The 19,867-nt window shown below is 66.9% G+C and carries 17 protein-coding genes and 1 tRNA gene; 10 read left to right on the top strand and 8 right to left on the bottom strand.

The window, feature by feature from the left end; genetic code table 11:
- Nucleotides 1–13: 13 nt before the first annotated feature.
- From VGK32_01280 to priA, 5 genes are read left to right on the top strand one after another with little or no spacing between them, the layout of a single operon-like run.
- Nucleotides 14–904: a YicC/YloC family endoribonuclease gene (locus tag VGK32_01280; GenBank protein HEY3380365.1), complete on the top strand. Its 891-nt coding sequence runs from the start codon at nt 14–16 to the stop codon at nt 902–904.
- Nucleotides 894–1,517, top strand: coding sequence for a guanylate kinase (gene gmk / locus VGK32_01275; protein ID HEY3380364.1), 624 nt, complete (start codon nt 894–896; stop codon nt 1,515–1,517). Before VGK32_01280 ends, gmk begins: the two co-directional genes overlap by 11 nt.
- Before the next feature lie 34 nt (nt 1,518–1,551).
- Complete coding sequence (gene coaBC, locus VGK32_01270; protein ID HEY3380363.1) at nt 1,552–2,751, top strand: bifunctional phosphopantothenoylcysteine decarboxylase/phosphopantothenate--cysteine ligase CoaBC; 1,200 nt, start codon at nt 1,552–1,554, stop codon at nt 2,749–2,751.
- An 8-nt stretch (nt 2,752–2,759) separates the two neighbouring features.
- Nucleotides 2,760–3,572, top strand: a complete 813-nt coding sequence (locus tag VGK32_01265) for a uracil-DNA glycosylase (protein HEY3380362.1) — start codon at nt 2,760–2,762, stop codon at nt 3,570–3,572.
- Nucleotides 3,573–3,607: 35 nt separating this feature from the next.
- Nucleotides 3,608–6,130: a primosomal protein N' gene (gene priA, locus VGK32_01260; GenBank protein ID HEY3380361.1), complete on the top strand. Its 2,523-nt coding sequence runs from the start codon at nt 3,608–3,610 to the stop codon at nt 6,128–6,130.
- 6 nt (nt 6,131–6,136) lie between these two features.
- On the opposite strand, the gene VGK32_01255 is transcribed toward priA, so the two are convergent.
- Together VGK32_01255 and VGK32_01250 are read right to left on the bottom strand one after the other, a co-directional pair.
- The gene (locus VGK32_01255; protein ID HEY3380360.1) at nt 6,137–7,057 is read right to left on the bottom strand and encodes a site-2 protease family protein; all 921 of its coding nucleotides are present in this window, start codon (nt 7,055–7,057) and stop codon (nt 6,137–6,139) included.
- Nucleotides 7,058–7,274: 217 nt separating this feature from the next.
- Complete coding sequence (locus VGK32_01250; protein HEY3380359.1) at nt 7,275–7,544, bottom strand: HU family DNA-binding protein; 270 nt, start codon at nt 7,542–7,544, stop codon at nt 7,275–7,277.
- Between the two features lie 124 nt (nt 7,545–7,668).
- Here VGK32_01250 and der point away from each other — a divergent pair, with 124 nt between their 5' ends.
- From der to VGK32_01225, 5 genes are all read left to right on the top strand, one after another.
- Complete coding sequence (gene der / locus VGK32_01245) at nt 7,669–9,081, top strand: ribosome biogenesis GTPase Der (GenBank protein ID HEY3380358.1); 1,413 nt, start codon at nt 7,669–7,671, stop codon at nt 9,079–9,081.
- Between the two features lie 65 nt (nt 9,082–9,146).
- Nucleotides 9,147–9,770 (top strand): MerR family transcriptional regulator, encoded by a 624-nt coding sequence (locus VGK32_01240; GenBank protein HEY3380357.1) that lies wholly within the window; start codon nt 9,147–9,149, stop codon nt 9,768–9,770.
- A gap of 15 nt (nt 9,771–9,785) precedes the next feature.
- Nucleotides 9,786–9,862 (top strand) — tRNA-Pro (locus tag VGK32_01235).
- A 976-nt stretch (nt 9,863–10,838) separates the two neighbouring features.
- Nucleotides 10,839–11,750 (top strand): VWA domain-containing protein, encoded by a 912-nt coding sequence (locus VGK32_01230; protein ID HEY3380356.1) that lies wholly within the window; start codon nt 10,839–10,841, stop codon nt 11,748–11,750.
- A 104-nt stretch (nt 11,751–11,854) separates the two neighbouring features.
- Nucleotides 11,855–14,170 carry a hypothetical protein gene (locus VGK32_01225; protein ID HEY3380355.1) on the top strand — a complete coding sequence of 772 codons (2,316 nt, stop codon included), beginning with the start codon at nt 11,855–11,857 and terminating at the stop codon, nt 14,168–14,170.
- 148 nt (nt 14,171–14,318) lie between these two features.
- Here VGK32_01225 and VGK32_01220 read toward each other — a convergent pair whose 3' ends face one another.
- The 6 genes from VGK32_01220 to VGK32_01195 form a co-directional block, all read right to left on the bottom strand.
- Nucleotides 14,319–15,140, bottom strand: coding sequence for a caspase family protein (locus VGK32_01220; protein ID HEY3380354.1), 822 nt, complete (start codon nt 15,138–15,140; stop codon nt 14,319–14,321).
- Between the two features lie 221 nt (nt 15,141–15,361).
- Nucleotides 15,362–16,069 carry a glycine cleavage system protein H gene (locus VGK32_01215; protein ID HEY3380353.1) on the bottom strand — a complete coding sequence of 236 codons (708 nt, stop codon included), beginning with the start codon at nt 16,067–16,069 and terminating at the stop codon, nt 15,362–15,364.
- A 24-nt stretch (nt 16,070–16,093) separates the two neighbouring features.
- The gene (locus VGK32_01210) at nt 16,094–16,444 is read right to left on the bottom strand and encodes a c(7)-type cytochrome triheme domain-containing protein (GenBank protein HEY3380352.1); all 351 of its coding nucleotides are present in this window, start codon (nt 16,442–16,444) and stop codon (nt 16,094–16,096) included.
- Nucleotides 16,437–17,156 carry a glycine cleavage system protein H gene (locus VGK32_01205; protein HEY3380351.1) on the bottom strand — a complete coding sequence of 240 codons (720 nt, stop codon included), beginning with the start codon at nt 17,154–17,156 and terminating at the stop codon, nt 16,437–16,439. The genes VGK32_01210 and VGK32_01205 overlap by 8 nt, the downstream gene beginning before the upstream one ends.
- A 151-nt stretch (nt 17,157–17,307) precedes the next feature.
- Nucleotides 17,308–18,537 carry a Ni/Fe-hydrogenase cytochrome b subunit gene (gene hybB, locus VGK32_01200; GenBank protein ID HEY3380350.1) on the bottom strand — a complete coding sequence of 410 codons (1,230 nt, stop codon included), beginning with the start codon at nt 18,535–18,537 and terminating at the stop codon, nt 17,308–17,310.
- Entirely contained in the window at nt 18,530–19,429 is a 900-nt protein-coding gene (locus VGK32_01195) for a 4Fe-4S dicluster domain-containing protein (GenBank protein HEY3380349.1), read from the bottom strand. Before VGK32_01195 ends, hybB begins: the two co-directional genes overlap by 8 nt.
- Nucleotides 19,430–19,867 lie beyond the last annotated feature (438 nt).

The following is a 19,867-nucleotide window of genomic DNA, read 5'->3' as shown; positions in this document are numbered from 1 at the left end:
CCTGGATATACCTATGCTTCGCAGCATGACTGGTTTTGCGTCGTTGACCCGAGAGGACGAACGGGCGACGGTCGGTGTCACGATCCGCGCGGTCAACCATCGATACGTCGATGTCCAGCTGCGCCTGCCGCAGAGCCTGGCGCCGATCGAATCCCGGCTCCGGGCGATCGTCCAGCGGCACGTCGCGCGCGGCCGGGTGGAGCTGAGCATCTCGCTGCAGTTGCGGGAGCCGCCGGCGCCCGAGGTCGAATTGAACGAGGAATTCGTCCACCGGCTGTCCGATGCGCTGGAGCGCGCCCGCCAGCAGGGCCTGGTCAGTGGCCAACTGACCCCGGGTGATCTCATCCGCGTTCCGCAGGCGCTCGTCTTCAAGGAGCGGGCGGCCGACGAACGGGCGGCCGGCGCCGACGTGGTCAGCCTGGTGGAGGCGGCGGTCGAGGAGACAGCTGCCGAGCTGAACACGATGCGGACGCGGGAGGGTGGACACCTGCGTGCCGATCTCGATGGCCGGCGGGAGACCCTGGCGGACCTGATCGAGCGGATCGCAGCCGCGGCCGCGCAGGGACAGAGCGACGTCGAGGCCAGACTCGCCGAGCGCGTCAAGGAGTTGAGCCGCGATCTGCCGGTCGATCCCGCGGCCATCGCACAGGAGATTGTGAGGACCGCTGCCCGATCGGACATCAGCGAGGAGGTGGTGCGATTCCGCGCCCACCTGGCGCACTGGACCGCGCTGACGGAAAGCGCGGAGCCATGCGGGCGAAAGTTCGATTTCCTCCTGCAGGAGATGAACCGCGAGGTCAATACGATCGGTTCGAAGGCCGACGGACTTGGCGTCACCGAGCTGATTGTCGACGCGAAGGCCGAACTCGAGAAGATGCGCGAGCAGGTGCAGAATGTCGAGTAGCGGACGCGGCCGTCTGTTCATCGTGTCCGCGCCCTCCGGCGCCGGCAAGACGACCGTCGTGCGCCGCATGATCGAGATCACGCCGGGAGTGGCGATCTCGCGATCGTACACGTCGCGCTCGATCCGCCCGGGCGAGGTTGACGGCGTCGACTACCACTTCGTCACCGCGGAACGGTTCGTGGCGATGCGCGACGCCGGCGGATTCCTCGAGTGGGCCGAGGTGTTCGGGCACTTCTACGGGACCGCAGCGGAGGACACCGAACGCTGCCTCGAGGACGGCTCGGATCTCGTGCTGGTGATCGACGTCCAGGGAGCGGAGAAGGTGAGGGCACGCGGCCTGCCGTCGGTCGGGATCTTCCTGCTGCCGCCGTCGTTCGACGTGCTCGAGCAACGCCTGCGTGGGCGGGGGCGCGACCCCGAGGACGCCATCGTCCGGAGACTGGCGACCGCGCGTCGCGAAGTCCAGGTGTTCGTGGAGTACGACTACGTGGTCGTCAACGACGAGATCGAGGCGTGCGCCGGCCGGCTGCGCGCGATCGTGCTCGCGGAACGGTCGCGGCTCGAGGTGATGACGCCGGCTGCGCGGCGAATCCTCGCCGGCTTCTCCGCGTAGAGGGAATTGGGGCTGGCCCCAATCGAGGGGAATCATGGCACTGGTTGCTCTTGGCGTGACGGGAGGCATCGGCGCCTACAAGGCCGTCGAGGTTGCGCGCGGCCTGCAAAAGGCCGATCACGACGTCGTCGTGGTGATGACGCAGGCGGCCACCGAGTTTGTCGGCCCCCTGACCTTCGAGGCGATCACGCGGCATCGGGTAATCACCGGCCAGTTCGATCCCGGCGCGAACGCCGACATCGAGCACATCGCGCTGGCGTCGTCGATCGAGCTGCTGATCGTGGCGCCAGCGACGGCGAACATCATCGGGAAGTTCGCCGCTGGCGTCGCGGACGACTTCCTCAGCACGTTGTACCTCGCGACGCGCGCGCCGGTCATGATCGCGCCCGCGATGAACACGAACATGTGGGAACACGTGGCCGTCCAGCGCAACCTGCAGGTGCTGACCGAACGGGGCGTCCACGTCGTGGCGCCCGGCGAAGGCTTCCTCGCCTGTGGCTGGACGGGGAAGGGCCGCCTGGCCGAACCAGCCGACATCGTGGCCGCGGCGGACACGCTTTTGCGGCCGAGACAGTCGCTGGCAGGCCGCCACGTGGTGGTCACGGCCGGCCCGACGTTCGAGGACATCGACCCGGTTCGGTTCGTGGGGAATCGATCGAGCGGTCGGATGGGATTCGCCCTGGCCGCCGAGGCTGCCAGGCGGGGGGCGACGGTCACTCTCGTGGCCGGGCCGACGAGCATCGATCCGCCCGACGCGGTTGCCGTGGTCAGAGTACGTCGCGCGGCCGAAATGCGGGACGCGATCATGGCGCGGGCCGCTGAGGCCGACGTGATCATCATGGCTGCGGCGGTGGCCGACTACGCGCCGCAAAGGGCGGCGGAGAAGATCACGAAGGACGCGGATGAACTGGTGCTGAGGCTCACCCGCACGCCGGACATCCTCGCGGCGCTCGGCACCAGGCGCGCCGCGGGGCAGTTGCCGCGCGCGGTGCTCGTCGGCTTCGCTGCCGAGACCAGCGACGTCGTCGAGCGCGCACGGAGCAAGCGACTTCGGAAGCAGGTGGATCTGATCGTGGCCAACGACGTCTCGCGTTCCGACGCCGGGTTCGACGTGGACCGGAACGCCGTCACGCTCGTGAGCGCCACCGACGAACGCGACATTGCGCTGCAGTCGAAGGCTGGCATCGCGCAAGCCGTCATCGACCGCATCGAAGAACTCCTCGCAGCCAGATAGGTGGACCGGTGGACCCACGTGAGCAATTGATCGAGCACCTGACCTTTCTGAAAGAGCTCGGCGTGGGCGGCCTGAGCCGCGACCCCAAGTGGCGCCACACATCGGAGACGATCGCACCTTCAGCACCTTCAGCACCTTCAGCACCCGTAGCACCTTCAGCACCTCCAGCACCGGCACCTTCAGCACCCCCAGCACCTCCGGCACCTCCAGCACCGGCACCTTCAGCACCCCCAGCACCCCTGGCACCCCCAGCACCCGCCTCCGCCTCTCTGTCCTCCCTCCGCTCCGAGATCGGCGACTGCACCCGCTGCAAACTGCACGGGCTCGGCCGTCGCCAGATCGTGTTCGGCGTCGGCAATCCCGATGCCGGTCTGATGTTCGTCGGCGAGGCGCCGGGCCGCGATGAAGACATCCAGGGCATTCCGTTCGTCGGCCGCGCGGGGCAGTTGCTGACGAAGATGATCGAAGCGATCGGCCTGAAGCGGGACGATGTCTACATTGCCAACGTGATCAAGTGCCGTCCGCCCGAGAACCGCAATCCGGAGCCGGACGAGGTGGCGACGTGCGAACCGTTCCTGTTCCGCCAGGTCGAGTCGATCCGACCGAAGGTCATCGTCGCGCTCGGCACGTTCGCTGCGCAGGCGCTGCTCAAGACGCAGGAGCCGATTTCGCGCCTGCGCGGCCGTGTCTTCAAGTACGGCCAGGCCCAACTGATTCCCACGTTCCATCCCGCATTTCTGCTGCGCAGCCCCGACCGGAAGCGCGACGCCTGGGACGACTTGAAGAAGGCGCGTGCGATCCTGACCGACGAAGACGCCTGATCGGGCCCGACGATTTCGCCGTACACTGATCGCCGATGCCTCTGGTTTCCGTCGCGGTGCCCGTTCCGTCCCTGGATCTCCTGACCTATCGCGTCCCGGAGGGGCTCGAGGCGCCGGAGGTCGGCGCCCGTGTCCTCGTGCCTCTCGGGAACCGACGGGTCACCGGGATCGTCGTGGACGCAAAGCCGCCGGTTCCAGGTCCGTCGGACGGCGGCCAGGTGGCGATCCGCGATCTGCTGGATATCCTCGATCCCGAACCGTTTCTGCCGCAGACCGTGGTCGGCCTCGCACGATGGGTGGCGGACTACTACGCCTGCGGCCCGGGTGATGCGCTCGGCGCGGCGATGCCGCCGTTCGCCTGGGTCGAGAGCGAGTGGCGCGCGCGAATCACCGCAGCAGGTGAGGCCCGCCTGGCGGCGCTCGGCGCGGGAGGACGCCGGACCTTGCGCGATTCGGCGCTCGGTCTCCTCACCGGCGCCTCCTGGGTGCCGGTCAGATCCGTGGCCTATCGCCTCGAGCACCTCGACGGCAGCCGCCGCGGGCGCATCGTTCCGGCCAGGGCGCTCGTTCGGGCTCTTCAGGAAGAGGGCCTCGTCGAGATCGAAGACGTGCTGACCGGGCAGGCCGATGCGTTCAAGACAATCCGCGTGGCGGCTGTGACCGCAGCCGGACTCGAATTGCTGGAACCGACCTCGCGCAAGGACACGGTCGCCAGCGTCGGGCCGAAGCAGCGCGAGGCGCTTGCCGTTCTCGCGGGCGTTCCGGAAGGGCTGCCGCTGTCCGCGCTTCGCGAGCGTGGCCTCTCGACGGACGTCGTCCAGCGACTGGCGTCGCGCGGCCTCGTGTCGCTCCGCCGCGACCAGGTGGATCGAGATCCCTTCGAAGCGGCGACCTTCCTCCCGGAGAACGGCTCTGCGGGCGATCCTGCGGCCCGAGAACTGACCCCCGAGCAGACCACCGCGCTCGAGCGCCTCCAATGCCTCCTGGCGGGCGGTTCCTTCGCTACGGCGCTGCTGCACGGCGTCACGGGCAGCGGCAAGACGGAACTCTACCTGCGGCTGACCGCGGCCGTTCGTGCCGCCGGTCGATCGGCGCTCATCCTCGTGCCGGAGATCGGCCTCACGCCCGCCCTCGCCGGCGTGTTCCGGGCGGCGTTCGGCGACCACGTGGCGATCCAGCACAGCGGCCTGTCCGATGGCGAGCGCTACGACCAGTGGCAGCGGATCCGCCGCGGTGAGGTGGACGTCGTCGTTGGCACGCGGTCGGCGGTGTTCGCGCCGTTGAGGTCGGTCGGCCTGATCATCGTGGACGAGGAGCACGACGGGTCCTACAAACAAGAGGACACGCCTCGGTATCACGGACGCGATGTCGCCGTGATGCGCGGCAAGCGCGAGGACGCGCTCGTCGTCCTCGGCTCGGCCACGCCCTCGATCGAGAGCTACCAGAACGCGACCACCGGCCGCTACGAAATGGTGACGATGACCAGACGGGTGCTGGACCGGCCGTTGGCGCACGTGACGATCGTCAACATGCGCGACGAGTTCGCCGAGCGCGGGCCGGACGTCGTGTTGAGCCAGCCGCTGCTGGAGGGCATCGCCGCGCGGCTCTCGCGCAAGGAGCAGGTCCTCGTCCTGTTGAACCGGCGCGGCTACGCGACCGCGGTGTTCTGTCGCCAATGCGCCGCGACCATCGATTGCCCGAACTGCAGCGTGTCGCTCACCGTGCACAGCGGCCCGCGCGACACGCGGCGGGCACGATGCCACTACTGCAACTACTCGACCGTCGTGCCGAAGACCTGTCCACAGTGTGCGGCGCCGTACCTCGATCAGGCGGGATTCGGGACCGAGCGTGTCGAGCGCGAGATCCTGGCGGCGTTTCCCTCGGCCCGGGTCGAGCGTCTGGACCGCGACACCATCCGGCGGCGCGGCGCGGCGGCCGCGCTGCTCTCGCGGTTCGGCCGTGCCGAGATCGACGTCCTGGTCGGCACGCAGATGATCGCGAAGGGGCACGACTTTCCCCGCGTCACGCTCGTCGGCGTGGTGTCGGCCGACGTCGGCCTGGGACTGGCCGATTTTCGCGCGGCGGAACGGACGTTCCAGTTGCTGACGCAGGTCGTGGGCCGGGCGGGCCGCGGCGAGGAGCCGGGGGAAGCGATCATCCAGACGCTGTACCCGGGTCACTACAGCATTCGGCACGCGCGCCGTCAGGACTACCGCGCGTTCTTCGACGAGGAGCTGATATTCCGGCGGGCGATGCAGTACCCGCCGTTCGTCGCACTGACGAGTGGCATCGTGCGAGGCCGCAGCCTCGCGGCCGCGATGGAGGATGCGGAGACGATTGTGGGCGGGCTGCGCCAGGCGGGGGGGCGTGCAGGATTCCTCGTCCTCGGTCCGGCGCCGGCGCCGTTCGTGAAGCTGCGGGGCGAGCATCGTGCGCAGTTCTTCATCAAGGGTGTGCGACGCGCGACGATGCGCGAGGCCGTGCGCAAGGCACTCGAGGTCCAACCGGAATTGCGGAGGCGGGTCGCGATCGACGTCGATCCGATGACCGTGCTGTGAGGGGGTCTACTTCTGCAGCAGGTCGAGCGGCTGGATGGGCGCGGACATGAAGGTGACCACGAACACGGCGAGGGCCACGAGCGCCAGGATCAGCCGCGTGCGGTCGAGCGGCACGTGCTCGTCGATGGTCGGCGGGTGCTTCGGTCCGAGGATGAACAGCATCACGATCATCAGGATCGTCCACACCAGCCAGCTCCACGAGATGAACGTCAGGACGATCGCCACGCCGACGGCGGCGAGCGTGAGCTGCGTGGAGCGACGGCCGAGCACCGCGTACGCGATATGCCCTCCATCGAGCTGGCCGATGGGGAAGAGGTTCAGCGCCGTGGCGAGCAGGCCGAACCACGAGGCAAACGCGACCGGGTGCATGTTGAGTGAGTAGCCGTCCGCCACAGACCCGAAGAGCATCCACGTGGCGGCCTTGAAGAGCAGCGGCTCCCCGAGCGAGAGCATGCCCGTCTGGTCCTTCGGCAGCGCGGCGACGTGCGACATCGCCAGTCCGATGAACAACGCCGGCACGGCCACCACGAAGCCGGCCAGCGGACCCGCGATCCCGATGTCGAACAACATCCGCTTGGACGGGATGGGCTGACGAATCCGGATGAACGCGCCAAGTGTGCCCGTCAGTAACGGCGGCGGGACGGGCAGGAAGAACGGCAGCGACGCGTTGACCCGGTAGTACCGGCACGCGAAGTAGTGGCCGAATTCGTGGGCGCCGAGAATCGCGAGGATCGTCACGCTGTACCAGAAGCCTCGGAGGAGCAGCGTCCAGTCACCCGGCACCGTCACCGCTCGGAAGTCGGCGAGGAACGAGGCATAGTGTCCGGCACCGACCAGCGTGGTCGTTCCCAGCGTCAGCAGGAACAACCCGATGTGCACCCAGAGGCGGTCGCGCGGGTAGAGCCGGCGCACGAAGACGTCGGGCATGTCGTGGCGGCTCTCCACGTCCAGGGGGATTCGCGGTACACTGGAGTGGCTCAATCTGAACGGGGGCGGAACATCCGGGCCGAGGTCGAACCGGTTCGCGGCCGCCGACACATCAGGTGATGGCGGGATGTCGGCCTCGAATGAGTGACGAGGACGATCGTCGCGGTCGTCGCGCGGGGAGCTGGGGAAGTCGTCAGGAGTTGAGGCCAAGGGACGTTCAGCTGATGTTCTGCAAATCCTTGCCGGGCTTGAACCTGATGGTTCGGCCGGGCGGGATGCGCACTTCCTTGCCGGTGCGCGGATTGCGTCCGATCCCGCGCTTGCGCGGCTTGACCTGGAAGACGCCGAATCCGCGGAGTTCGATCCGGTCTCCACGTTGCATCGACACGCGCATCGCGTCGAAGACTGCGTCCACCGCCAGCTCGGCCTTCACCTTCGTGATGTCAGCGGCTTTCGAGACTTCGTTCACGATGTCGACTTTGATCATGCTGATGCGCTCCAATCGAAGCTGCTAACTACTATAGGTAGAGACACTTACGCTGTCAAGCCCGGACCGGACCCGCGAACGGGCGTCGGCCGGGCGCCCGAGGCGCGGTTTTCGAGGCCATATAGTGCACAAACGCTCTCCCTCTGTCGTTCTCGTCGGCCGGCCAAATGTCGGCAAGTCCACGCTATTCAACCGGATCACGTCGTCGCGGCGCGCCATCGTGACACCCGTGCCGGGCACCACGCGGGACGTCATCACGCAGCCGGTCGTCTGGCGTGGCGTCGGATTCGATCTGACCGATACGGGCGGACTGTTTGGGGACAGTGAGGATCCGCTGCACGCGCTCGTCGAGGAGGGCGGACGTGCGGCGATTACGAAGGCCGACCTCCTGATCTTCGTCGTCGACGGCCGGTTCGGGCGCACGCCGGGCGACAACGACATCGCCAAGGCGCTGCACGAGCGCGGTGCGCCGGTCATCATGGCCGTCAACAAGATGGATGACCGTCGGGCACGCGACGGCGCGATGGAGCTCTTCCAGTTCGGTTTCGAGCCGGTCGTGGAAGTCGCGGCCGAGCACGGGCTGGGCGTCGGTGATTTGTTGGATGAGGTGGTCCAGCGCCTGCCGGGCGCAGCGTTGGGCAAACCAGCGCAGGCTGGAATCACGGATCAGTCGGAGCCGAATGGCGAAAACGGCGCCGAGGAGCCGGCCCGCCCCGAGATCGGTGTGGCCATCATCGGTCGGCCGAACGTGGGGAAGTCGTCGCTGGTCAATCGGTTGTTGCGCGAGGAGCGCGTGCTCGTCAGCGCCATTCCGGGCACGACGCGGGACGCGGTCGACACGCTTCTTCGCTGGCATCGCCGCGAGTTCCGCATCGTGGATACGGCGGGAATTCGGCGGCCGGGTCGCGTGTCGCGATCCGGCCCGCTGGAGTCGCTGAGCGTGATCATCGCGCGTCGAGCCGTCGAGGCGGCCGACGTTGCCGTTGTCGTCCTCGATGCCACCGAAGGTCCGACCGAGCAGGACGGCGCCATTGCCGGCGAGGCGGAGCGCGCGGGCTGCGGCATCATCGTCGCCGCCAACAAGTGGGACCTGATGACGGGGGACGGCCCCGACGTCGTCAGGACGTTCGACAGCGAGTTGAAGCGGCGTCTCAAGTTTCTCGAGTTCGCGCCGGTGCTGCACATCTCGGCGTTGACCGGCGATCGGACGTCGCGCCTGCTCGAGACGATCGACCGCGTGGCTGACGCGCGCAAGAAGCGGGTGAGCACCGGCGAGCTGAATCGGTTTGTCGAGAAGGTGACGGCGTCGAATCCTCCGGTGTGCTCGGGAGCGAGGTCGGTCCGCATTCTCTACGCGGCCCAGGTGAGCGTCGCGCCGCCGACGTTCGTGTTCTTCACCAACGTGGCGGCGACGTTTCATTTTTCGTACTCACGATTCCTCGTGAACCGCCTGCGCGACACATTTGGATTCATCGGCACGCCGGTCCGCATCCAGGTGCGCTGCCGGCGGGAGCGCAGGGGTGAGCGCGAGGCTTGACCAGGGGCGAGCGCGGCCCCCGCTGAGTGCAAGGTCTCAGTGCTATACTCGGCCGTCGAATTGTGGTGGAACCAACAGTTGAGATCCCCGATCGGGCCGCGTTCAAGGCGTCGGAGGTGTGCGAGATCGCCCAGATTCCGCCGTACGTCCTGAAGTCCTGGGAGAAAGAGTTTCCGGGGCTCGGCGTCTCGGCGAAGCCGGGTGGGTTCCGCGTCTACCGGCGTTCCGACATCGAGCAGATCCTGCGCATCAAGCAGTTGGTGTTCACCGAAGGGCTGACGCTCGCCGGTGCGCGACGCAGGCTGGAAGGTGAACCCGCGCCGGAACCCGATCCAGTGTTCGAGTTGACGACGAGCGACGAGGTCCGCGGACGGATCAGCAAGGTCAAGGGCGAGTTGCGGTCGTTGCTCGACGTCCTCTCGCGTCCCGCAGAGGCAGCGGGTGCCACCGACGGTGCGGAGTCCGCGGGTGGCCCGGCTGAACTGAGTGGCACGGGCGTCCCGCCCGTGCGGCGTGCCGATTTGAGCACTCCGCCGCCGACGTGGCCGCCCGCGTCGGCCGCACGGCCGACCGCCGCACCGGATGCGACGCTGCCACTGATCGACGGCGTGTCGGACACGCCCCCGGCGCGAGGACGCCGACGCGCCCGGGCCAAACCGGGGCACGACAGCGAACCAAGTGTAGGGTAGAATAGTCGGCGAGGTCGGGGCGTAGCGCAGCTTGGTAGCGCACCTGAATGGGGTTCAGGGGGTCGCTGGTTCGAATCCAGTCGCCCCGACCAGAATACTCAGCGAAATGGCCGGTAGCCGAGCGCGGTTACCGGCCATTCGCATTTAGGTAGCACATAGGGAGCCGGCGTCTGGGGTCAGTGTTTTTCGAAGAGCGCTCCAGGCACTATCTGTTCACATACATGGAGAGCCGTTGTGACGCACCTGCCTGGGGAATCCCTATGACGACGGTCACGGTGACCGAGGCGAGACGGCGACTGTGCTACCTCTTGGAGGACGTCGCCGACTCACACGAACCCATACAGATTGACGGAGAGCGGCACGAGCGCTCGCGCCTGAAGCCGAGTGTCGATAGGGCATACCCGCCAGACAATGGTCCTGCTCGCCGCACCGAGACGCCGCTGAACTCGGCAACCTCCGCCCACGTGTGCTCCGCTCGACGCCCTCCGTGTTGGAGGAAGTCATCTTCCGCCCGTTCTCCGGTCATCCACGCCAGGACCGAGGGCAAATCGCTCCGGTGCGCGGCGAGGGAGCCGCCCATCGTGAGATGCTCGTCGAGGTTGTGGAGGAGTACGACTGCAAAGCTCAGCCAGATTGCCGCGCACCTGCTCATATCGGAATTCCGGAGGGCGGCCGCAGGATACGCGGTCGCGCGGAGCGGTGGAAGGCGCCAGGGCGCCAGGCTCGTTGAGGAGCGCGGCGGGAACACGCTGGGCGGTCGCGAGGTTGGCTCGGCTCGGTTGCGCCGCAGGAAGGGTCCCGCCGCTGTCAATGGATTACGACAGCCGCCCCCAGGAAGTTTCAGCCAAGACCCCTCGCGACCGGTTGTGCTTACTTGCGCCGATCGAGCCAGGCGGCAGGCGTGAAGCAGCGGGCCGACGCCGTCCAGGCGGCTGTGGCGCCCGGAGCAGCCGGGGCTGGCCTCACGACGTGAACGGGTGAGCCTGAAGCCCGACGGCAACGGCAAGTCCGCGGTCCAGGAGACCGACACGGGCATGGCAGAGGGCCCGGTGGGATTACACTGGTGACGTGTTCCGTTCCCTCAGGTGGCGCGTCGTGGCGACGCTCGCGCTCGTGCTGGCCCTCACCGAGCGTGGGCCCGCACAGACGTACATTGGCGGCGTCGAACTCGTCGTCGTCACCGTGACGGTCAAGGACCGCGACGGCCGCCTCGTGCCGGGACTTGCCCGCGACGATTTCCAGGTCCTCGAGGACGGCGTCGAACAGCGGGTCACCCAGTTCACCGCCGACCGCGTGCCGGTCAGTCTCGGCATCGCGGTGGACATCAGCGACAGCATGTTCGGCGAGCGAATCGTCGAGGCGCGACGGGCCATCGACCGCTTCGTGCTGGACCTGCTCGAGGGCGGCGACGAAGCGTTCCTCGAGGTCTTCAACCACGCGCCGCGGATGACGGCGCCGTGGACGAGCCCGCCTCGCGGCCTGGCCGGCCGCCTCGATGCGGTGACGCCATTTGGCGGCACGGCCATCTATGACGCGCTGATTCGCGCGGTACCGATGTTCGACAAGCGACACAACCAGCGATGCGGCCTGGTGGTCATCTCCGATGGGGAGGATACCGCCAGCGACGCGAAGCTGCAGGACGCGCTTCGCCGGCTCAACGGATCGGATGCGTTCGTGTACGGCATCGCGCTCGACGCGCCCTCGGGACCAGCGATCGCCAGCCGCTTCTCGCCCCAGGCGCTCAGCGACATCACCGGCCAGACCGGCGGCTACACCGAGATCATCCACTCGGGCGCCGAACTCAGTGCCGCGACAGAAAGAATCGCGTTCGAGTTGAATCATCAGTACACTCTCGGCTACATGCCGACGCACGCGGCGGACGGACAGTTCCACAGCCTGCGCGTCCGCGTGAAGAACCGTGACCTCGTCGCCCGCACGCGCCGGGGGTACACGCACACCAAAGCCCGAACCGGAAAGTGAAGACCATGGAGCCGGACTTCGAAGAGGAACCTCTCCAGGCCGCACCCCCAACCGAAACCCGATGGAACCGCATCCGTGCGTGGTTCCCCCACGCATGGGCGGCGATGCAGCCAGACGGACCCGTTCGGACTGGTGCCGCACTCGCACTCGTCGTCACCGCCCTCCTTCCCGTTCTCATTCTCGGTCTCGGCTGGAAGCCCGGTGTCGGTCGCTTCCTGGATCTGCTGGCGGGGCCACTCATCGCCCTGACGATAGCGGGATTCGTTGGCCTCGGCGTCGTCGTCGCCGTGAAGGTCGCGGGCCTGTTGCCTCGCTTTGTTCGATGGGTTGGCGTCGGCGCGATCGCGGCATTGTTCCTGGTCGTCGGCACGATCGCGTCGACGATGCCGGCGGCCATCATCGTGAGCGTGCTTGGCGTGATCGAAGCGTTCTTCGGCGGCGCGATTGCCGTGCTCGTCGTGAGAGGTTTCGATGGCGCCCCACTCGGGAAGAAGATCCTGGTGGGCGTGTCGCTGGCGCTTGGCCTGGCGGCGAACGTGTTCGTCATCTACTGGTTCGCCAGTCGCGGAACGGCAGACCACCTGACCAAGGTGCCGGACGACCCCACGGTCGTCAGCCAACTCCAGGCCCCGGATCCCTCGAAGGCCGGTTCGTTCAAAACCCTGACGTTGACGTACGGCAGTGGCGCCGATCGGCGCCGCGCGGACTACGGGTACCGCGTCGCGTTCAAGACCGCGAGCGTGGACGCAACGCCGTTCGTGAAGGAGACGCCCGGCTGGCGAGCGTGGCTCCGCCGCTGGTACTGGGGCTTCGATCTCGATCACTTTCCACTGAACGGCCGCGTGTGGTATCCCGACGGGCCCGGCCCATTCCCGCTCGTGCTCGTCGTGCACGGGAATCACGGGATGGAGGAGTTCTCGGATCCTGGCTATGGCTACCTTGGACGGCACCTCGCGACGCACGGCTTCATCGTGGTCTCGGTGGACGAGAACTTCTTCAACGGAAGCTGGGCCGGGGGATTGAAGGCCGAGAACGACGGCCGCGGCTGGATGCTGCTCCAGCACCTGAAGGCGTGGAAGCAATGGAACGAGACGCCGAAAAACCCGTTCGCCGGCAAGGTGGACATGGCGAACATCGCGCTCATCGGCCACTCGCGCGGTGGTGAAGCGGCGGCCATCGCCGGGGCGTTCAACCGGCTGCGCTACTACCCCGACGACGGGCGCGTGGAATTGCCGTCAGGGTTCGCGATCAAGAGCATCATCGCGATTGCGCCGAGCGACGGTCAGTACAAACCGGCCGGTCAGCCGACGCCCCTCGAGAACGTGAACTTTCTCACGCTGCAGGGTGGCCACGACGCGGACGTATCCAGCTTCGCCGGCCTTCGCCAATATGCGCGTGTGCGCTTCACGGACGGACAACCGCACTTCAAGGCCGCAGTCTACGCGTACCGTGCGAATCATGGACAGTTCAATACGGTGTGGGGCGACTCCGACTATGGCTGGCCGAAGGGCTGGGTACTGAACAAGAAGCCGCTGCTCTCCGGCGCGGCGCAGCGGCGGATGGCGCGCACCTACATCACGGCGTTCCTCGAGGCGACGATGCTCGGAAGTGGAGACTACGTGTCGCTCTTCCGCGACAATCGGGCGGGAAAGGCCTGGCTGCCGTCGGACATCTACATCTCGCGGTTTGAGGACAGCAGCTTTCGGCCGGTGGCCACCTTCGAGGAGGATGTTGACCTGACGACGGCCTCTCTCTCCGGCGCGACGATCGAGAAGCGCGGCCTCACCCTGTGGAAGGAAGGAAAGCTGCCGTACCGCGGCGGCAAGGGATCGTTCGAGAACAGCGTGGTCTATCTCGGCTGGGATCGCAACGCGAGCGCGGTCAGGCCGGTCCCCAAGGAGGCGGGCCGCTACACCATCACGCTGCCGGCTGACGCCAGCCCGGTGGCAGGCGTGGAGGGCGCGACCGGGGCACTGGTCTTCTCGATGGCCCAGATCGACGAATCGCCGACCGACGAGGCGACCGAGCAGCAAGCGACTCCGAAGAAAGCGGGAGGCAAGAGCCCGTCGGCGGCGCCGGCGCCGAAACCAAAGGCGAAGAAGGATGAGAAGCCCGAGCGCGCGGACCTGACGGTCGAGTTGACCGACCGGTCGGAGCACACGGCGCGGCTGCCGCTCAGCGCGTTCAGGAGAATGCCGCCGCTGCTGACCGAGCGGTTCACGAAGTTCTGGACGGAAAGCGACAACTACGGCAAGTCGGAAGCGATCCTCCAGACCTTCGTCCTGCCGCTTTCGACATTCGCGGAGGCGGGGTTCGCGGCCGGCTTCGATCCGGCCGCGCTCCAGAAGATCGCGTTCGTGTTCGACCGGACGACAAAGGGCGTCATCGTCCTGGACGACGTGGGATTGGCCGGGAAGTAGCCGCGGCCGCGAGCCGTGGGCGTCTGCGTGATCGCGCGCTTCGCGGGTCCTCCTCGATCACGATGATCAGCACGTGCTTTGAGCACGGCGTGAGCGGCGATGGACCGCGATCGACTGATCCGCGCCAGCCCCCCCGGACCAGGACCGCTCAACCGACGGTGGCCAGCGTCGGCGCCGAGAAGAGCGGTTCGCGAAGAAGAGCGCCCGGGCCTTCGAGCTGCGGCACCTGCTCGAACCGGTTCTCGCGCAGGCTGTGTCGCACGCCATCGACAAGGTCACGATAGGTGAGTGTGGCCGCTGCGCTGGACGCCGCCTGGCACAGGTAGTACGTCAGCGCGCCGTGATAGTCGCCGTCGATATAGGCGTCCGCCGAGACCTGGTCCGATCGGCAGCCGGCGATCAGGATCGCATTGGCCTGGCTGGCGCGCTGGCCGAAACGTCGAACCTGAAGTCCAGGCCTCGAGCGGTGTTCGATGTCGATCGGCGGGCACAGGCACCGGCTGCGCAATGGCCGAGGGTTGGGCGCCACGTCACGGAGGCCGGTGCCGGAGTGGCAGCAGTCCAGTACGACCGTCAGTTGGGCGCCCGCCGGCACGTCCTTCACGATTCCATAGAGGTCGTCGTCGGTGAACGGACTGTCCCAGTCGAGGTCATACGGGCAGATGATCTCGTCCAGGCCGTCGTCGAGTTCGTCGCCGTGCCGGTCCCGCACCTGCGCTCCGTGGCCCGAGTAGTGGAAGACGAGCACGTCGCCCGGGCGTGCCCCGCCGACCAGCCATTCGAGGCGCTCGACGATCGCGCGTGTCGTGGCGCGCTGGTCCGTCAGCAGCCGGACGGTGCGCTCGTCCTCGAAACCACCGTGCGTGCGGAGCAGTTCGCGCATTTGCAGCACGTCGTTCAGGCAGCCCCTGAGCGTGTTCTCCGGGTTCGGATACCGATTGAGTCCAACGAGCAGCGCTCTTCTCGCCATGTCGCCTCCTTGTTCGCGGATCATCGCGCGTTCAGATGATCGGCAAACGTTGGCGGCCGATCAAGGCGGCGTCGTGCGTTGCGTGCAAAGCCAGCCAATGCCGATTGACTGCAACGAGCGGGCTGGGCTGGCACGAGGATCTGCAGGTGCGAGAAAGGGAGGGGCGCACGGTGTGTGCGCCCCGGAAGGGAGAAGACGCGCGACGGCGTCGAGCAGGCGGCTTACTTCGGCGACTGCAGGAACGTCTGCGTCAACTCTTCCCACTGCTGTTCGGTGAGGAGTGACGGTCCCGGCGCAACGAGTTCACCACCGTCCGCCGCCGCCATGCCGAGTTGGTGCTCCAGGAACTGCGACAGGCGGATCGCCTCGGTCGAGAACCACTTCTTCGAATCCTGGCCGTAAGGCAGGCGCGTGTAGCCGGTGTCCGATGGCTCGACGGCATACAGCCATCCGCCGGCGTACGGATCGTTGTGCAGGCGCGACGGGTTGCCGACCAGCCGACGGTTGATCGCGACCACTTTCCCGTCGACGGGCGCGGGAAGCGTCGCGCGCCTGCGCCCGCAGCGGATGACCGCCACCGGCTCGCCCACCCGGACCATCTGGCCCTGCTGGGGCAGCATCACCTCGGTGATCTGCGACAGCAGGTGCTGCGCCAGGTCGTCGAGGCCGATTCGCAGCGTCGAACCCTCCCTCCACTGCAACCAGGCGTGGCCTGGTGCGTAGTACACGCCGGCCCGCCAGAGCAGACCGTCCACGCGCGTCAGCCCGAGTGCCCGCCGGCGGGCGCCCTGGACCGCCCGAACCACGAGCAGGCCGGCGAGGAACACCACCGTCAGCACAGCCAGCACGACGAGCAGGAGCGCGAAGCGGGCGGCCAGGAAGGCCAGGAAGATGCCGATGTTCTGCAACGTATCGAGGAGCGCTTGCATGGCTTCACCCCCTCCCGGGGACCTCTACTTGTGGCACGTCGAGCAATCGTCGAAGTTGTGCGCGTCCTTCCCGTTGTGGCACGCGCCGCACGCCTGTCCCTTAATCATCTTGTCGTGCGTGATCGCACCGCGCTTACCCTGCGCCTTCTGCCCGAGGATCGGCGCGAGCTTCGGGTGGCAGGTCGTGCAGTCCGGCCTGCCCTGGAACCCGATATGATTCTGGTGACTGAACGTCACCTTGCCCGGGCTGTCGGCCGACTGCGGCAGCGTGATATCGGCGGGCAGCTTCGGGAGGTTCTGCGCCGCCACACTGCCGGCCAGCGCGATCAGGCCGACGACCATCACGAGCGTTCGCCAGAGCGTCTGTCTACGCACGGCGCCCTCCCTGGTCGGTGAGGAAGAAGCGCTTCGCGATCTGATCCCAGTTGTCCGGGGAGAGATGGCGGGCGACGCCGTCCACCATCTGGCCACCATCGAGGTACACCTTGCCGAGTTCCAGCCCGGCCATCTCGGCGCCGAGGCTCTCACAGACCGAGTCCATCCACTCGTGCGCCGCCTCGCCCGACATCAGCCTTCTGAGGTTTCCCGCGAGTTTCGTGGTCTTGACCTTCATCAGCCATCCGTCACCGTAGGGCGAACGGTTGACGATGTCCGAGGAGGCGAGAGCGGCGGGGTTCACCGCCAGCACCGTCCCGTCGACCGGGGCCAGCATCGGAATGACTTTCGCGCCGGCGTCGAGCATCAGCGCCGGCTGACCCTGCACGAGCGTGGTGCCCACGACGGGCAGACGCAGCGCGCCGAGCGGCCCCACGAGCTTCTGTGCGAAGTCGTCGAGACCGACGGTCACCGTATCCGCGTCTTCCAGCCGGAGCCACGCATGGCCCTTGTGGAAGAACAAGTCGGCCGGGACCTGGAAGAACGCAGCGAGTTGATCGGCCCACCCCAGGGCCGCGACCGGCACGCGCGCGGTGGCCGGCTGCCGCGGTGAGGCAAACTTCCAGAACAGCATGAACAGCGGGAGATAGGACAAGGCCAGGACGTATTCGACGGCCTTGAGCCAGTAAATCGTAATCAGATCGTGACCCATCGACGTATGCCTCCTCCGAGGAGCAACTCAAACCAGAACCGAGAAATGAGAAGTGAGAAGTGGGAAGTGAGGATGGCGCTTCATCCTTTCGCTTTCATCCTTCATCCTTCATCCTTCATCCTTCATCCTTGACCCCTGCCCCTTGTTGCTGTCAGTGCTGCGGGTAGGACGGGTCCTCGCGCAACACCGGCATCCGATTCACGATCCACCGGAAGGTCATGATGCCGATCGTGATGATCGTCACCGAGATCATGATTTCCATGAAGCCCGGCACATACCGTTCCGGGGCGTTCCAATTGAACGCGATCACCGACAGGTTCAGCCGGTTGACCACGATGCCGAGCACCGTCCAGCCGGCCACCCAGCGCGCCAGCGTCGCGTTCTGGCGGCGCACGGCGATTGCATAGAGGAAGCTGGGTATCAGAATGAACCCGAGCATCTCGAACAGGAACCAGTAGCCGTAGGGCGTCAGCAGCAGATCGAAGCGGCCGCTGTCCACGAGGCCCTGGAGCTTCAGGAAGAAATAGGCGAACAGCACCACCGCCGCCCCACGCGCGAGCCCGAGCGTCAACTTGTCGAGCTTGCCGTGATCCTTCGGGTCGACCTGGTCCTTGAACACCCGGTGCGACAGGCCGCTCTCGACGATGACCATGCTCAGGCCCGCGATGATGGCGGACACGAAGAAGAAGATCGGCACGAAGCCCGAGTACCACAACGGGTGCAGCCGGTGGGGCATCATCAGGAACAGGGCACCGAGCGACGACTGGTGCAGCGTCGACAGACAGAGGCCGAGGATCGTGAGCGCCAGGGTCATCCGAATCGCCCACTCGCGCGCCTTCCGCAGGCCGAGCCACTCGAACGCGGCGGGACTGAACTCGAGCGCCAGGACAATCAGGTAGAGGCAGACGCACCAGCCGACCTCGAACATCACCGATCCGGTGCCGAAGGAGTAGGCCATCGGCACCGGGAGCTTCCAGGGGCGTCCGAGGTCGGCACACAGGCCGATGACCACGAACAGGTAACCCAGGAATCCGGTCAGCACCGCGGGCCGGACGATCGGATGGTATTCCTTGAGGCCGAGGACGTAGACCGCCGTGGCGACCGTGAAGCCGCCAGCGGCGAGGGCGACGCCGCTCATCACGTCGAGGCCAATCCAGATCCCCCACGGGTTCATCTGGGTGAGGTGGCTGGAGGCGCCGATGCCGAACGCGAAGCGGTAGACGATGATCGGGACGCCGACGATCAGGATCAGGGCGAACACCGCGTTCCCGGGAGTCAGGAGCGAACGGAAATACTCGCCGAGCGACATCCCCAGGAAGATCTTGTCCCTGATGAACGACCGGACGTCGAAACCGCCGCGGTCGAGGGTCGTGTCAGTCATGGTGGGCCTCCTTCTCGCCGCTCTTCGATGCCTCTGCACGCCGCTTGCTGAACGTGTAGAGCCCCATGAGGAGCGGAGGCCAGAGGGTCAGCACGAAGGGCACGGCCGCCAGGGCGGTGCGGGTCAGTTCGGGCGGCGAGGTCGGGCCAAGGTCGGTACGGAAGCCGAGCTTGTCGAACGGCACGTCGGTGATGTAGAGCCAACTCGTGCCGCCGGCCTCGAATTCCCCGTAAACCTGGTGCACGTACTTGCCGGCGTTCTGATAGATGCGAGTGCGCGCTTCTTCGAGCAGTTCCTCGCGGTGACCGAACTGCAGGGCGCCGGTCGGGCAGACAGACGCGCACGCCGGCTGGAGGCCCTGGGCCTGGCGCTCGGCGCAGAACGTGCACTTGTGAATGTAAGGGGCGGGCGAGTCGAAGTCGAACTTCGGCACGTCGAACTGGCAAGCCACCATGCAGTAGCGGCAGCCGAGACAGCGTTCCTTGTGGTACACCACCGGGCCGGCCGCGGTCTTCTCGAGGGCCTTGGCCAGGCAGGCCGACGCACACGCCGGGTCCAGGCAGTGCATGCACTGTCTCTTCACGTACCGCACGTCGCCCTCTTTCGAACTTGCGGCCGCGCGGTTGACCACCGTATAGGTACTCGGGTCCGTCCGACGAGGAGTGCTGAACACGGCATCGCTGCCAGGCTGTGCGGGGGGTGGCAGCAGGTTCGACTCGCCGCACGCGGCTTCACAGCCGCGGCAGCCCACGCAACGGGTCGTGTCCACCAGCACGGCGGGCGTGTTGACCGTGCGGAGGGCAGAGGCTTCGGCCCGTGCGGGCTTCGCAGCCAGGCCCGCTGCGCCGGCGGCGCCCGCGAACTTGATGAACGTTCTCCGACTCAGATCCATGTGACTCTCCAGGATTAGACGATCACCTGGCGTGCGCAGCCAGTGACGAGATCGCCAGCATGCTCAACCCAGCGAGCGACAGTGCCAGCGCGAGGATCATCGCTGCACCCCTTTCTGCGGTCCGGCCGTCGGGAGGAGGGCGTCATGAGCAGGGCACGCCTTCAAGCGTTCCGACAGGTCCCGAAACAGCGGACAGCTCGAGAAATCGCCGCCGAGGCACGGGTCAGCGGACGCGAGTCGATCAAGAGGAATCATCTTCTTGACCGGATACGCCCGGCAGAACAACATCACGACTTCCTTCAGGTGTGGGCAAGACATCGTCTGGTTTCTCTCGCTGACCATACAGCAAGCCAGGTACCAGCTCTGATGCTCCTCGCGACACGGCTGTAAGTAGCTGATAAGGAAATGAGTTAGCGGCAGTGTTGTCTTGTGGAGTCT

The organism is Vicinamibacterales bacterium (assembly GCA_036504215.1).
Taxonomy (GTDB): Bacteria; Acidobacteriota; Vicinamibacteria; order Vicinamibacterales; family Fen-181; genus FEN-299.
Note: the sequence above shows the minus strand (reverse complement) of the source record. Positions and strands in the feature narration are given on the sequence as shown.